Genomic DNA, 14,155 nt, shown 5'->3' with positions numbered 1-14,155 from the left:
ACAAGTTTTAGTCGACGGCGGAATTCGTTAACAAAAAGGACTACGAAATTCCACGAAAACACCTTGGCCCGCAATCGTTTCGAATGCGTCAGCCGAGCAGATAGCCCGAGCCGCGTATCGTGCGGATGAGCGACGGCTGGCCCGGGGTATCGACGCGGTTGCGCAGGCGTCCCACGTGTACGTCCACGAGGTTGGTGCCGGGGTCGAACCGGCCGCCCCAGACGCCTTCGAAGATCATCGTGCGCGTGAGCACCTGGCCCGCGTGGCGCATCATGAATTCCAGCACGCGCAGCTCGGTGGGCCGCAGCCGCAGGATCTTGTCGCGGCAGGTGAGCTTGCGCTTGACGAGGTCGAGTTCGAGCGGCCCCACGCGCAGGACGGTTTCCGCGGCCACGGGGCGCGTGCGGCGCCGCACGAGCGCCTCGACGCGCGCCGACATTTCGTCGATGGAGAAGGGCCGCGTGAGATAGTCGTCGCAGCCCGCGCGCAGGCCCTGGATGCGCTCTTCCACACCCGTGGTCGAGCTCATGACGATCACGGGCGTTTCGATGCCCACGCCGCGCATGGTGGTGACGATGGTGAGGCCGTCGAGGTCGGGCAGGCGGCGCTCGAGCGCGACGACGTCATAGTCGCCCGCCATCACCATGGCGATCCCTTCGCGGCCGGAGCGGGCGACGTCCACGGTAAAGCCGGTCGAGGCGAGCGTGGGGACGACGCTTTGCTCCATGGCGGCGTCGTCTTCGATGGTCAGTATTCTGGGCATGGCCTTCCAGGTGTCTTGACGGTGAATCAGAGGTGGTGCGTGTCACGCCCGTGCGGCATGCTCATCAAGCGGCATGCGCGACGGCGCGCAGCGCGACCGGCGCGACGCCGTTGACTGCATGCGCGGAGTGCGTGCGGAACTGCTCGACCGCGAAGTCGATGAAGCTGCGCACTTTCATCGTGAGGTAGTTGCGCCCGGAGTACACGATCGAGACGTGCTGCATGCCGCCGTTCACGTCGAACGTGTTGAGCACGGGCAGCAATGTGCCGCGCGCGATGTCGTCGGCCACGAGCGGCAGCGGCAGGAGCGCGACGCCCATGTCGGCGAGCGCCGCGGCGCGCACGGTCGCGTAGCCGCTCGCGGTGAGCGGGCCATTCACGCTCACGCGCTGCAAGCCTTCCGCATTGGCGAATTCCCAGCTGCGCGGCGAGTCGGAGACGGCCAGCAGATCGTGCTGTGCGAGATCGGCGGGCGTGCGCGGCACGCTTTTACGCGCGAGATAGCCGGGCGCGGCCACGACGATCTCCTTTACCGAAGTGAGCTTGCGGCTCACGAGCGAAGCGTTCACCTGCTGCCGGTCGGTGGCGAAGCAAACGTCGAAGCCGCCTTCGATCATGTCGATATGGCTGTCGTACGCGGTGACGTCGAAATCCACGCGCGGGTTCACGTCGCGATACGCGCCGAGCAGCGCGGTGAGTGCGCCGCTCGCGAACACCGAGGGCGCGGCGATGCGCAGCACGCCGCTCGGGTCGCGCGTGGCGCGCACGAGCTCGGACTCCACTTCGTCGAGCTTCTCGATCACGGCGCGGCAGCCATCCAGATAGAGACGGCCCGCCTCGGTCAGCGAGAGGCTGCGCGTGGAGCGGTTCAGGAGGCGCATGTTCAGATGCGCTTCCAGCATGCCGACGCTGCGCGTGACGGCCGCGGCGGACATGCCGAGCTGCTTGCCCGCGAGGCTGAAGCTGCTCAGGTCGACAACGCGCGTGAAGACACGCATGGCTTGTAGCTGGTTCATGTGACGAGTCCGTGCCGGTGAAGGCGAAAAGCTCAAGGCCGCGCGAAAGCTGCCCTGAATGGTAGGGGCGAGCGGGCGCGGCGCACGCTTTCGCGCGAGCCTGATTTCACGAGTTGGGCGCGCGGGGCGTGTGCCCGGCGCTGTTTGCGCTCGGGTGCGCGGGCCTAGTTCGGCAACGCGTGCACAGGCCGGTTATGCGCCTCACGCTTCGCGGCCGCTTCGTGCGCGCTCAGCGCATCTTTGAGGCGATGGAGGCTTTCGGTGGGAATGGCGAAGCCGGCCCAGCCGAGGCCGGTATGGCGCAGGAACACGACCGCGCCATCGAACAGTGGATTGCGCTCGGTGTACCAGCAGGGATCGATTTCGAGCACATATTGATGCGTGCGCAGGGGTTGCTCGGGCACGGCGGGGCGCATGGTCGCGCGCAGCTTGCCGAGTTCCTCGATGAGCCCGTCCACCTCGGCCGCGTCGAGCAGCGCGGCGTGCCCTTCGACGCTCACGCGGACAGCGTGCTCGCCGTATTCGTTGATGAGTTCGATCGACATCGGCTTGTGCATGTTACGTTCCTCGCAGTACTGAAACTGGAGGGAATTATCGGTTCCGGAATAGCACGGGTGGTTTAAGTTGGCGCTCACTCAACATGAAAACTAATTTAGAAACGCGCGAGGCGTATGGGCATTTACATGACAAGCGGTGAGGAAAGGCTTCTGTAACGAGGCGGGCAGCGACGTCGTTTCATGACAGCGATGTCATGTGCCGTTCCAGCGGAGCGCCATAGTCATTCGTGGCCGACAAATGGATGCATGGTTGATCGATCAATCGCCTTTCACAGGCTTGACGATGCCTGTCAATCAGGAATGCGAATAAAAGTACGGGGACCGGGGCATGCCTTTCTCCCCGCGAGGGCGCCGGTAAAGATGCATACATAATGAATTATATATAAGCGAAGAATTCGCAATTGTTCATGTTGGAAGCGCCTGGGTAACCTCAACGGACGCAAATCGCCTGAGGCGCCGCGTGAACCCTGCAAAGGACTCGCGCGGCGTAGAGCCCACCCCCGACGCGCCGACGCCCATGTCCCGTTTCCGCCTCGCACTCCACGACTGGCTGATGAATTTCATCCCGCATCCCGGCGCGCCCGCGTGGCGCGAGCGTGTGCGTCGCGCCGGGGGCGCGTTGTTCGGCATCGCGTTCACGGGCATCGCCACGCATCTGCTGTTCGGCAGCGCGGGCGACATCCCGATGCTCGTCGCGCCCATGGGCGCCTCGGCCGTGCTGTTGTTCGGCGCGTCCGAAAGCCCGCTCGCGCAGCCCTGGTCGATCGTGGGCGGCAACCTCGTTTCGGCGCTGGTCGGCGTGGCCTGCGCGCAGTGGATCGCGACGCCGGTGCTCGCCGCCGCCGTGTCGGTCGCGCTGGCCATCAGCGCGATGTTCCTGTGCCGCTGCGTGCATCCGCCTTCGGGCGCCGTTGCGTTGACCGCCGTGCTCGGCGGCCCCGCGGTGCATGCGCTGGGCTTTCGCTTCGTGGCCGTGCCCATCGTGTTCCAGTCGTTTGCATTGCTGAGCGCGGCGCTCGTCTTTCATGCGCTCACGGGTCACCGTTATCCGCGCGCGGTTTGGCGATCGGCGGCGCCCGCGAACGCAAAGGCCACCGCGCCCGGTGCCACGCAGCCTTCGCAACAGCAGGGCGAACCGGCGACCGACCCGCAGCGCCTCTCGTTCGATGCGCTCACATGCGAGGAATTCATGTCGAGCGCGGATCACGCCGTGCCGCTAACGATGGACCTGCATGCGGCATGGGAGACGCTGCGCCGTCACGGCGTGCACGCGTTGCCGGTGGTGGATGGCGCGCATCGCCTCGTGGGCACGGTCACGCATCACGAACTGGCGAACGGGCGGCCGATGGCCTTCGCGCGCAGGCTATGGCGCGCGCTGTGGCGCAAGACGGTGCAAGTGGAGGAGACGGTCGAAGCGGTCATGGCATCGGGCGTCCAGGCGGTCCATCGCGCGACGCCGCTCGCCCACCTCGCTTCGATCTTCGCCGATCATTCGTGCTACGAAGTACCTGTTCTCGACGACGCACGGCGGTTGATCGGCGTGGTGAAGCATTCGGACATGATTCGCTGGCTTCATCAGCACGCGGGTGCCGCCTATGCGGATGCGGCCCGGCCGCTCGCCGACGCGAGCTGAGCCCGAACTCAAGCCATCGCCTGCTGCACGGCCGGATCGGCGAGGAACTCTAGCAGCAACGCGTTCACTTCGGCTGGCCGCTCCTGCTGAATCCAGTGCCCGGCCTCCGGTATGAGCACCTTCTTCGCGAGATGCGGCACGTTGCTCTCCAGGCGCTCGTAGGCCTTCGCCATTATGTGGATGACGCCGTCGGCTTCGCCCGCGATAAACAGCGTGGGTTGGAGGATGCGCGCGCCGTCCAGAAACGGCGTGAGCGCCCAGTTGCGGTCGAGATTGCGATACCAGTCGATCGTGCCGCGAAACCCGCTCTTCGCGAACTGCGCGGCAAAGACGTCGAGGTCGTCTGCACTGAGCCAGTCCGGCAGCGTGTCGGGATACGCGAGACTGTCGACGAAGCGCGCATTCTTGTCGAAGCCGATGAAGCCCCGCTGCCGATGCTCGGGATGGCGCCGGCTTTCTCCCGCCGCCGTGTAATAGATGCCGAGCAGCGAGCGGCGGATGTCTTCTTCGAGCTCGCGCTCGACGCGGCCCGGTTGCTGGAAGTACTCCTGATAAAAATGCTTGTCCGTGGCGCTCGTCTGCAGATGCACCGCCGGGCGAATGCGCCCGCGCGGCAGGTAAGGCACGCTGAACAGCGCGAGCGCGCGGAACAGGTCGGGCCGGAGCAACGCCGCCGTGGCCGCGACGACCGAGCCCCAGTCGTGCCCGACAAGAATCGCCTGCGTTTCGCCGAGCGCATTGACGAGCTCAACCAGATCGCCGGTCAAGTTGGCAATGTCGTACGACGCCGTTTCGAGCGGTGCTTCCGTGTCCGCATAGCCGCGCTGGTCGGGCGCGACCACGCGGTAGCCGGCGGCGGCGAGCGCTTCGATCTGATGGCGCCATGAATACCAGGATTCCGGCCAGCCATGACAGAGCAGCACGAGCGGCCCTTCGCCATATTCGACGTAGTGCATGCGAATGCCGTTGGTGTACGCGTAGCGGTGTTCGAACGGTGCGTTCATAGGCTCCTCGGGAGGCGCTGAATCGACATGCGTGGGTGAAGCGAGTATAGGCGGATCGGTCGTGCGTGGCCGCGTTGCCGCCGCGAGTTGGCCCGTGCGTAGCCAGCCGAGCGCGATCGGCCAGAGGCGGGTTTCGAAGCGGCTATGAAAAAACGCGAAATGGCCGATGCTGCGGACACCGATCGCCGCGGGCGCAATCCGCAGATGGATGGAGTCGCTGCATGTGAAATAGCGCAGCAACCGCTCGATGGCGCTGACCGTGCCGAACGGATCGTCGGTCACGCTTGCCGCAAGTATCGGTGCGCGCAGCGACGCGAAGCGGCTCACGAGCGCTTGCCGTTGCGATGGGCTGCACGCGATCGGCGCATGCTCGAACGTATCCTCGAAGCGTGCATGGCTACGGCTCCACGCGAGTGCGACGCCGCGCGGCGTGTCTTCCATCCAGCCCAGCCGCGCGGCGGGGAAGTAGCCGCAGAGCTTCGTTAGCGAGGGCATGACCACATGTCATTTCCATAGCATCGCCGGCTTGCTGCGCCATGCGTAGTCGCGCCAGTGCGCATATTGCGCCCCCATCGTGAGCACCCGGTGGATCAGGGCGTTCGACGGCGCGAGGCCGATCACGAAGCCGCCGATGCTATGGGCCACCACGTCGATCGGCTGGCCCGCGAAGGCGCCATGCGCGTAGCGCAGCACCGCCTCGAAATCGCGCTCGCCCCAATCGAGCCAACTGGCGTCGAGTGCCGCGAGATTCGCGGGCCGCGATGCGCCGATGCCGCGATAGTCGTAGACGATCACGTCGCAGCCGTGACGATGCAGCCACGCGGCAAAGTGGAAGTAGTAGCGGCAGCGCACCGAGGTCGCCGCGTTGACGATCACGACCGGGCGCGGGGCACCCAGAGCGGGCGGCTCGCGATGGCGCCAGACGAAGCCGCCGAGGCGATAGCCGTCGCTGGCCGTTAGCGTGACCGGTAGAGGCTGCGATGCCCCGATGTCCTCGTCGGTCGAGGGCGCTTCCTTGGTGTGCGTATGCATGGCTGCCGTGCGTGTGGATGTGTGTGGCGCGCTGCGCAGGCGCCGTGTGTCCATCACAGCATTTCACTTGACCTCGGCGTTGGGCTCAATCAATCTTCTCGCATCGTTCGCATGAGGAGGACGCATGCCAGTCCCGCTCGCCAAACTTCCCTCGCTCGATTTCCTCCGCGGCTTCGTCGCGGTCGGGCGCCGCATGAGCATCACGCTCGCCGCCGATGACCTGTGCCTCACGCAGTCCGCGGTCAGCCGCCAGATCAACGCGCTCGAAACGATGCTGGGGGTACGTCTGCTCAATCGCGGCTATCGCTCGATCTCGTTCACACCGGAAGGCGAGCGCCTCTTTCGCACGGCCGCTGGCGCGGTCCAGCAGTTGCAGGACGCGGTGGACGCGCTCATCCAGCCCCGTGCGCGCCAGCCCGTGACCGTTACCGCGAGCCTCGGCGTGGCGGGGTTGTGGCTGCTGCCACGTCTGGGCGCGCTGCAGCAGCGCCATCCTGACATCGACCTGCGCGTGGCCGCGACGGACAAGGTGCTCGACCTGCGCGCCGAAGGCATCGATCTCGCGCTGCGCTACGCGAGCGCGAGCGGCGCGCCGCCCATGGCCCACCGGCTCTACGAGGAATTCGTCGTGCCCGTGGCGCATCCGTCGCTGAGCGTCGCGAAGCTCGACGCCGACACGCTCGCGCGCCACGTGCTGCTCGAGTTCGAAGGGCCGCGCCGCCCGATGCTGCGCTGGCCCGATCATCTCCACGCGCTCGGCCTCGACGAGCAGCACGCGCGCGGCGTCCTGCGCTTCAACCACTACGACCAGGTGATCCAGGCCGCGCTCGCGGGCCGGGGCATTGCGCTCGGCCGCCTCGCGCTCGTCGGGCCCATGCTCGCGGACGGGCGGCTCGTCGCGGTGGGCGAGACCGGCACGCGGCGCCCGACCGGCTACGCCTACTGGCTGTATCAGGCCGATGAAGCGCCGCGCGCGGACGTGGCAGCGGTCGTCGAATGGATGCTGGACGAAGCACGCTCGGGCATTGCCGACGCCGCGTCGTTTGTCGTGGCCTGAGCCTGATCGGTCTCGCATGCGTGGCGCGCATGCGAAGCCCGCAAAAAGCTCACTTGAGCATTGCTGAGCGCTCGCGCTTTACTGCGCTCATGGCGGCTGCGTTTGCCAGGCGTGCGTAGCGCGCCGGACGCGCCGCGCGCGAAGGAGAGCGGCGGTGGTATCGACCGATGAGGCATGGCGGCGGCGCTGGCTGCTGGTGGTGGCGGGCGGCATCGTGATGGGCGCCGCGCTGGGCGTGCGCAACGTGCAGGGGCTGTTCCTGTTGCCGGTGACGCTCGACCGGGGCTGGTCGCGCGAAACGTTCGGCTTCGCGCTCGCGTTGCAGAACCTGCTATGGGGCTTCGCCCAGCCGCTCACCGGCATGATTGCCGACCGTTATGGCTCTGCACGCGTGATCTTCGCGGGCATCGTGCTCTATGCGCTCGGACTTGCGATCATGGCCTACGCGGCGACGGTTGGCGTCTATACGTTCGGCGTGGGCGTGCTGGTGGGCATTGCGCTTTCGGGCACGGCGTTCGGCACCGTGTACGGCGCGCTCTCGCGCCTGTTTCCGGCCGAGCGGCGCAGTTGGGCACTGGGGATGGCGGGCATGATCGGCGGATTCGGGCAGTTCTGCATGGTGCCGTTCGCGCAGGACATGATCGGCTCGATCGGCTGGGCCGCAGCCATCGCCGTGCTGGCCGCCGTGATGCTCGCGATCGCGCCGCTCGCCGAGCTGGTTTCGCAGGTGTTCGGCGTGCGCTATATCGCGACGCTATTCGGGTTTGTGTTCTTCGGTCATCAGCTCGGCAGTTTTTTCGGGGTATGGCTCGGCAGCGTTGTATTCGATGCTACGCATTCCTATGCAATGCTCTGGCAAGGTTCAATCTGGCTAGGCTTGATCTCGGGGTTGCTGCATCTGCCGATCGACGACAGGCGCGTTGCGCGCGTGGCCTTGCAGGGCGTGCGGGCCGCATGAATGCGAACCGGCGGGGCAGTCACGCAGGCGCAAGGCTTACGCAAGCGACGCGCAAGGTCGCCGCGATTGCGGTATGCGCAGCCCTGGTCGCGCTCGCGGTGCTTGCATTCGCGGGGTATCTCACGTCTTCCGCATTGCTGGCCTTGCTTTCCGGGCTGACGTTCTGCGGGTGAATGGCGGCGGACATCATGCGGACAAGCATCGCCTCACACCGTCACAAACTGCACCACCGCCACCGTCCCGCGCCCGTCCGGACCGTTCTCGAGTCTTATCTCCGCCCGATGCGCGCGCGCAATCTCGCGCACGATCGCGAGCCCCAGTCCGCTGCCGGGCTGCGTCGAGGCCCGGAAAAAAGGCTCGAAAACCTTGTCGCGCAGTTCCTCGGCGATACCGGCGCCTTCATCGGCCACGCTCAAGGTGACGAGCCCCGCCGCCACGGCGAGCGTCACCATGACCGCGCCGCCCTCGGGCGAATAGCGAATGGCGTTATCGACGAGATTGAACACCAGCACCGAGAGTAGCTGCTCGTTGCCCATGACCTCGGCGTGCTCGGCGAGCGTGGCCACGATCTCCACGCGCCGGCGTTGCGCGAGCAGGGCCAACTGCTCGATCACGCCGGTCGCGACCGCGCGCATGTCCACGCTCACGCCTTCGAATTGCGTATAGTCCGCGGCCTCGGCCTGCGCGAGCGTGAGCAACTGATTGGTGAGCCCCACGAGCGAGCGGTTGCTCTGATGCATCGCCTTGAGCGTCTCGTGAAGCAGCGCGGGATCTTGCTGGCGGCGCGCATATTGGAGCTGTGTGCCGAGCAGCGTGAGCGGCGTGCGCAACTGATGCGCTGCATCGGCCACGAAGCGCCGCTGCATCGCGGTCTGCCGCTCGATGATGTCGAGGCATTCATTGAACGCGCTCACGATCGGGCGCAATTCGCTCCTCAGCGGCTCGACGTCGATGCGCACCGACGACGTGCGCACCCGTTGCGGCAGCCCGCGCGCGAGCCGCGTGAGCGGACGCAGCTCCAGCGTGAGCGCGACGCACACGAGCACGACGGCCACCGTGACGATGGCCGCGAAATAGAACATCTGCGGCCGCCAGAGCGCGGCGGCCATCGCGTCGCGTTCATTCAGCGTGCGGCCGACCGAGACGATCACGCGGCGCGTCGCGCCCGCGTCGTACATCTCGCGGATCAGCGAGACCGCGCGGATGGGCGCGCCGTTCACGCGCGCGTCGTACCACTGGGGCGAGGTCTCGGGAATGTGCTGCGGAAAGTCGGAGGTGCCCGCGATGATGGGGCCGCCGATTTCCTGCACGCGAAAGAACACCTGATCGCGGTGCGGTGTGCGCAGGATTTCGATGGCGCTCGGCGAAACCGCCGCGCTCAGGTCGTTGCCTTCCCAGCCGATGTCGCCGGCCATCACGCGCGCCGCCGAAAGCAGCGCATCGTCCTGCAGCAGGTTCGCCGTGCGCCATGCGTTGCCCCGCGTGATCAGCCCGGCCGCCGCGATGAACACCGTCATCGGCAGCACGAGCCAGAGCAGGAGGCGGACGCGCAGGCTATTGGTGGGCTTCATTCCTCGGCTTCGGCATCTTCGAGCAGGTAGCCCAGCCCTCGCAGCGTGATGATGGTCGCTGTGCTCTTTTCGAGTTTCTTGCGCAGCCGCGAGACATAGATCTCGATGGCGTCTTCGCTGGTGGGCGCGTCGGCATCGCTCACCGATTCCGCGAGCGCCGCCTTGGACACGGTCTTCTTCGCGCGCAGGATCAGCGTTTCGAGCACGGTGTGCTCGCGCGGCGTGAGCGTGAGCGGCTCCTCGTCCACGTAGAAGCGCAGCGTGTCCATGTCGTAGAGCAGGTTGCCGCAGCGCACGCGGTTCGTGCGCGAGGGCGCCTGGCGGCGCGCGAGCACTTTCACGCGCGCCACCAGCTCGCGCGCGTCGAAGGGCTTGACGATGTAGTCGTCGGCGCCGGCGCCTAGGCACACGACTTTTTCGTCGATGGCGCCCGTGGCCGTGAGGATCAGCACGGGCGTGGCGTCGCCGCGCGAGCGCATGCGGCGCAGGAGCGCCTTGCCCGACATGCGCGGCAGATTGAGGTCGAGCAGCACGACGTCGTAGGGCGAGGCGCGCAACGCGTCTTCGGCTGCCTCGCCGTCGCCTACGTGGTCGAGCATGAAGCCGTCATCGGTCAAGGTGCGCACGAGCCAATGCGCGAGTTGTTCGTTGTCTTCGACGAGCAGCAGTCTCATGCCCTTTTCCCGTTCATTTTCCCGTTCAGTCAGCCGGCCTTGCACCAGGTGGCATCAGGCGGCCTTGTACTGTTCGCGTGCGATGCGCGTGCGGTACAGGAACAGGGTCGCCACGAGGCCGCACGCGGCCGCGATGCTCAGCCATGCGCCCGGCGCGGCCTTGTCGCCGGTGAAGTGAATGAGCCACGTGGAGATCGCCGGCGTGAAGCCGCCCACCAGCGTCGCGAGGCTATAGGCCATCGAGAAGCCCGTGGTGCGCACGTGCACTGGCATCAGCTCGGTCAGCGCGACGACCATCGCACCGTTGTACCACGCATAGAGCGTCGAGAGCCACAGCTCCACGATCAGGAGCGTCGCGAACGAGGGCGCGCCCACGAGCCAGCGCATGGCCGGATAGGCGCTCACCACGGCGAGCACGGTGCAGGCGAGCAGCACCGGCGCACGGCCGAGGCGGTCCGACACGGCGCCGGCAATCGGCAGCCAGATGAAGTTCGAGACGCCTACGCAGACGGTCACGAGCAGCGCATCGAGCGACGAGAGGTGCAGCTCGACCTTGCCGAACGTGGGCGTATAGGCCGTGATCAGATAGAACGACGTCGTCGTCATGATCACGAGGCCCATGCCCGCGAGCACGATGCCGTAGTTGCTCGCGATGGCGCGCGTGATTTCGCCGAGGCTCGGATGATGGCGGCGCGCCGTGAACTCATCGGTTTCGCGCAGCGTGCGGCGGATATAGAACAGGAAGGGCACGATCATGCAGCCGATCACGAACGGCACGCGCCAGCCCCAGTCCTTCATTTCGGGCGCGGGCAGGAGGCTGTGCATCACCACGCCCAGCGCGGCGGCAAACACTACGGCGACCTGCTGGCTGCCCGACTGCCACGCGCAGTAGAAGCCGCGGTTGCCCTTGGTGGCGATTTCCGCGAGATAGACCGAGACGCCGCCGAGCTCCGCGCCGGCCGAGAAGCCTTGCAGCAGACGCCCGACCAGGATGATGACCGGCGCGGCGAGACCAGTGGTGGCGTAGCCGGGCACGAAGGCCACGCACATCGTGCCCACCGCCATCAGCGAGAGCGAGAGAATCAGGCCCTTGCGGCGGCCATGGCGGTCCATGTACGCGCCGAGCACGATGGCGCCGAGCGGGCGCATCAGGAAGCCCGCGCCGAACACGGAGAGCGCGAGCATCAGCGAGGCGAATTCGTTGCCGGCGGGAAAGAACGTGCTCGCGATGGCGGCGGCGTAATAGCCGTACACCATGAAGTCGTACATTTCCAGAAAGTTGCCGCTGACCGCGCGAAACACGGTGCGGGCTTTCGATTCTCCCGGCGCGGCGCTGATGGCTGAAGTCATGTTGGACATCCTTGCAGGTTGGACGAGCGCATCCCGGCGGCCGTGTGGCCCGCCATGCTGCCCGCCGTATGGCTTGATTCGATGTTGAAAACGCGGTTGAAAATAACGCGGCTGTGAGTGACAAGGGTCCGTCGAACTACGGCGAGCCCTTCACGAATTCATTTGTGTAGGTCTTCGAAAGATCGACATGCCGGGCCGTCAATCCTGAACCTGCCGTCATCAGCACCTTCAGCACGGTTTGCGGCGCGCCGTCGGGCATCCGACCGTCCTGCGAGAAGGCGCCTCTCGCCGAGGCGAGCGCCCGCACATAGCCCGCGCGATCGTTGCCGATAACCTCGGGCGGCAGCACGGCGGTGATCTGCTCCGCCGAATGCGTGCCGATGAAGCGCAGCGCGCGCACGAGCGCATGGACCATCTGCGCGCTCTCCTGGCGGTGCGCGAGCATCCAGTTGCGGCGCAGATAGAGGCAGGCGCCCGCATAAGGGCCGCCGAGCCAGCGCTGCGTGTCCTCGACCGTGCGCATGTCCGCGACCACCCTGGCGGCGCCGCTCGTCAAGAGGCGCGTGGCCGTGGGTTCCTCGACCATGCCCGCGTCGATGCTGCCTTGCTCGAAGGCCTCGACGAAGCGCGTGTCGGAGGCGAGCGGCACGACCGTGTAGTCGCCGGGCGCCACGCCCGCGCGAGCGAGCAGAAAGCGCGTGAGCACCCACGTGGAGGCGCCAAATCCCGTGATGCCGAGCCGCTTGCCTTGCGCCGCCTTCATCGCCGGGGCATTCGCCGCTGCGTTCGTCGCGACCGCGCCGGCCAGCTCGCGGCCGCCGTCCGAATGCGTCGAGGCGAGCTCGGCGAGCCCCGCCGCGCGTTGCAGCACCACGACCGAGAGCACGTCCTGGCCGCGGCTCTGCAAGTCGAGCGTGTGGTCGTAGAAGCCCACCGCGCCTTCGATCGCGCCGGCGATCAGCTCCGTCGACGTATCGATGCCCGCGGGCCCCGAGACCACCTGCACGTCGAGCCCTTCGTCCTTGAAGTAGCCCAGTTGTGCGGCGAGCACGGCCGGCAGATAGACGATCTTCGACATGCCTCCCATCATCAGCCGGATAGGCTCGGCGCGCGCCAGCGGGGCGGCGCCAAGCGCGATGCAGACGAGCAATGCGCGACCGAAATGCTGGGCGCTGGAAAGCATGTCTGCGGATCTCCTCGTGACGGGCGGTGTGCCGGAATGGGTGGAAGTATAAGAAAGCGTGGCCTTCTGATTGCTTTCCGCCCGGAAGGGATTTTCTCGGTATTTACCCCCGTACGACCGTTCGGTCGACACCGGAGACCCGGCGCGGCGGCCCTGCACGGTGGCTCGTGCGATGACTGCTGGGCCCCGCGATGCCCGGCGCGACTCCCCTTACAATAGTGCCGGTCCCTATCCGCATCCACCACGAAACCATGACACGAGACCCCCGCCTCACCCTCAACGCGCGCCAGCAGGAATTGCTCGAATGGGTGCAGCGCGACGGTTTCGTGACCGTGGACGATCTCGCCGCGCATTTCGGCGTTACGCCGCAGACCATCCGCCGCGACGTCAACTGGCTCGCCGACATGAACCTCCTGCGCCGCTACCACGGCGGCGCGAGCCTGCCCACGAGCGCGGAAAACGTCTCCTATAGCGCGCGGCAGCAGATGTTCCACGAGGAGAAGCGGCGCATCGGGGCGCTCGCGGCCTCGCACATTCCCGACCAGGCCTCGCTCTTCATCAACCTCGGCACCACGACCGAGGAAGTCGCGCGCGCGCTCAACCACCATCGCGGCCTGCGCGTCATCACGAACAATCTGAACGTGGCGAGCATGATGAGCGGCTACCCCGAATGCGAGGTGCTCATTACGGGCGGCATCGTGCGGCCCTGGGACAAGGGCATCGTGGGCGAGCTCACCATCGACTTCATTCGCCAGTTCAAGGTGGATTACGCGATCGTCGGGACCTCGGCGATCGAGATCGACGGCACGCTGCGCGACTTCGATACGCGCGAGGTGCGCGTGGCCGAAGCGATCATCCAGCACGCGCGCACCGTTTATCTGGTGACGGATCATTCGAAATTCGGCCGGCCCGCGCTCGTGCGCCAGGGGCATCTGAGCCAGATCGACGCGCTCTTCACCGACAAGCCACTGCCCGCCGAAATGAACGAGACAGTGGCGCAGGCGGGGACGGCCGTGTACGTCGCGGATTAGGCGCGACTCAGTCGGCGCGCGTTCGCGCGCCAAAACGAAAGCGATACGAACATCATTCGAAGATTTTCGCGCTTGTTTCTGTTCCTGGCGGATGAGCCGCCTGGCGCCCATCGAAGCCGAATTCCTGCTCTAAATTCAGGGAAAACCCCCTTTACATCGGGTACTTTCGGCCCGAAGCACCGCTTTTCCCTGACACATCCCCCACGCCATCGAAACGAACTTTACTTTTTCGATTTTGTTCGTTAAATTTCGTATTCGAACATTTTGGGTTCGCTTCTGGACTCGCATCGGGCTCAATCCGGGGCCATTACAGGACTATCAGGAAAC

The 14,155-nt window shown here is 66.3% G+C and carries 12 protein-coding genes and 1 pseudogene; 4 read left to right on the top strand and 9 right to left on the bottom strand.

Features of this window, described 5'->3' with window-relative positions; translation table 11 throughout:
* Positions 1-88: 88 nt before the first annotated feature.
* The 3 genes from U5775_RS23565 to U5775_RS23555 form a co-directional block, all read right to left on the bottom strand.
* Entirely contained in the window at positions 89-763 is a 675-nt protein-coding gene (locus tag U5775_RS23565; protein ID WP_322060508.1) for a response regulator transcription factor, read from the bottom strand.
* A gap of 64 nt (positions 764-827) precedes the next feature.
* Positions 828-1,778, bottom strand: coding sequence for a LysR family transcriptional regulator (locus U5775_RS23560; protein WP_322060507.1), 951 nt, complete (start codon positions 1,776-1,778; stop codon positions 828-830).
* A gap of 164 nt (positions 1,779-1,942) precedes the next feature.
* The gene (locus U5775_RS23555; protein WP_322060506.1) at positions 1,943-2,335 is read right to left on the bottom strand and encodes a hypothetical protein; all 393 of its coding nucleotides are present in this window, start codon (positions 2,333-2,335) and stop codon (positions 1,943-1,945) included.
* 517 nt (positions 2,336-2,852) lie between these two features.
* On the opposite strand from U5775_RS23555, the gene U5775_RS23550 reads away from it, so the two are divergent.
* Entirely contained in the window at positions 2,853-3,968 is a 1,116-nt protein-coding gene (locus U5775_RS23550) for an HPP family protein (protein ID WP_322060505.1), read from the top strand.
* 8 nt (positions 3,969-3,976) lie between these two features.
* On the opposite strand, the gene U5775_RS23545 is transcribed toward U5775_RS23550, so the two are convergent.
* Complete coding sequence (locus tag U5775_RS23545) at positions 3,977-4,924, bottom strand: alpha/beta hydrolase (RefSeq protein ID WP_322060525.1); 948 nt, start codon at positions 4,922-4,924, stop codon at positions 3,977-3,979.
* Positions 4,925-5,005: 81 nt separating this feature from the next.
* Positions 5,006-6,004: pseudogene (locus U5775_RS23540) on the bottom strand (alpha/beta fold hydrolase); the annotation flags it as partial.
* A gap of 124 nt (positions 6,005-6,128) precedes the next feature.
* Between U5775_RS23540 and U5775_RS23535 the strand changes: the two are divergent.
* Positions 6,129-7,061, top strand: a complete 933-nt coding sequence (locus U5775_RS23535; RefSeq protein ID WP_322060504.1) for a LysR substrate-binding domain-containing protein — start codon at positions 6,129-6,131, stop codon at positions 7,059-7,061.
* 154 nt (positions 7,062-7,215) lie between these two features.
* Positions 7,216-8,019 carry an MFS transporter gene (locus U5775_RS23530; protein ID WP_322060503.1) on the top strand — a complete coding sequence of 268 codons (804 nt, stop codon included), beginning with the start codon at positions 7,216-7,218 and terminating at the stop codon, positions 8,017-8,019.
* Positions 8,020-8,225: 206 nt separating this feature from the next.
* Here U5775_RS23530 and U5775_RS23525 read toward each other — a convergent pair whose 3' ends face one another.
* From U5775_RS23525 to U5775_RS23510, 4 genes are all read right to left on the bottom strand, one after another.
* A complete protein-coding gene (locus tag U5775_RS23525) occupies positions 8,226-9,590 on the bottom strand; it encodes a sensor histidine kinase (RefSeq protein WP_322060502.1) in 1,365 nt (454 codons plus the stop codon).
* Positions 9,587-10,264: a response regulator transcription factor gene (locus U5775_RS23520; protein ID WP_028220548.1), complete on the bottom strand. Its 678-nt coding sequence runs from the start codon at positions 10,262-10,264 to the stop codon at positions 9,587-9,589. The genes U5775_RS23525 and U5775_RS23520 overlap by 4 nt, the downstream gene beginning before the upstream one ends.
* 54 nt (positions 10,265-10,318) lie before the next feature.
* Entirely contained in the window at positions 10,319-11,623 is a 1,305-nt protein-coding gene (locus U5775_RS23515; protein WP_322060501.1) for an MFS transporter, read from the bottom strand.
* 127 nt (positions 11,624-11,750) lie between these two features.
* A complete protein-coding gene (locus U5775_RS23510; RefSeq protein ID WP_322060500.1) occupies positions 11,751-12,797 on the bottom strand; it encodes an ABC transporter substrate-binding protein in 1,047 nt (348 codons plus the stop codon).
* A gap of 251 nt (positions 12,798-13,048) precedes the next feature.
* Here U5775_RS23510 and U5775_RS23505 point away from each other — a divergent pair, with 251 nt between their 5' ends.
* On the top strand, positions 13,049-13,828 hold the full coding sequence (locus U5775_RS23505; protein WP_322060499.1) for a DeoR/GlpR family DNA-binding transcription regulator: 780 nt from the start codon (positions 13,049-13,051) through the stop codon (positions 13,826-13,828).
* The last annotated feature ends 327 nt before the right edge of the window (positions 13,829-14,155 follow it).

The sequence above is a fragment of the Paraburkholderia sp. J63 genome, from assembly GCF_905220245.1.
Taxonomy (GTDB): Bacteria; Pseudomonadota; Gammaproteobacteria; order Burkholderiales; family Burkholderiaceae; genus Paraburkholderia.
The sequence above is the reverse complement of the archived record's forward strand: the minus strand, read 5'-3'. Positions and strand labels throughout refer to the sequence as shown.

Coding starts and splice junctions, on each gene's coding strand:
- U5775_RS23565 (WP_322060508.1), bottom strand. CDS start 763: ATGCCCAGAATACTGACCATCGAAGACGACGCCGCCATGGAGCAAAGC.
- U5775_RS23560 (WP_322060507.1), bottom strand. CDS start 1,778: ATGAACCAGCTACAAGCCATGCGTGTCTTCACGCGCGTTGTCGACCTG.
- U5775_RS23555 (WP_322060506.1), bottom strand. CDS start 2,335: ATGCACAAGCCGATGTCGATCGAACTCATCAACGAATACGGCGAGCAC.
- U5775_RS23550 (WP_322060505.1), top strand. CDS start 2,853: ATGTCCCGTTTCCGCCTCGCACTCCACGACTGGCTGATGAATTTCATC.
- U5775_RS23545 (WP_322060525.1), bottom strand. CDS start 4,924: ATGCACTACGTCGAATATGGCGAAGGGCCGCTCGTGCTGCTCTGTCAT.
- U5775_RS23535 (WP_322060504.1), top strand. CDS start 6,129: ATGCCAGTCCCGCTCGCCAAACTTCCCTCGCTCGATTTCCTCCGCGGC.
- U5775_RS23525 (WP_322060502.1), bottom strand. CDS start 9,590: ATGAAGCCCACCAATAGCCTGCGCGTCCGCCTCCTGCTCTGGCTCGTG.
- U5775_RS23520 (WP_028220548.1), bottom strand. CDS start 10,264: ATGAGACTGCTGCTCGTCGAAGACAACGAACAACTCGCGCATTGGCTC.
- U5775_RS23515 (WP_322060501.1), bottom strand. CDS start 11,623: ATGTCCAACATGACTTCAGCCATCAGCGCCGCGCCGGGAGAATCGAAA.
- U5775_RS23510 (WP_322060500.1), bottom strand. CDS start 12,797: ATGCTTTCCAGCGCCCAGCATTTCGGTCGCGCATTGCTCGTCTGCATC.
- U5775_RS23505 (WP_322060499.1), top strand. CDS start 13,049: ATGACACGAGACCCCCGCCTCACCCTCAACGCGCGCCAGCAGGAATTG.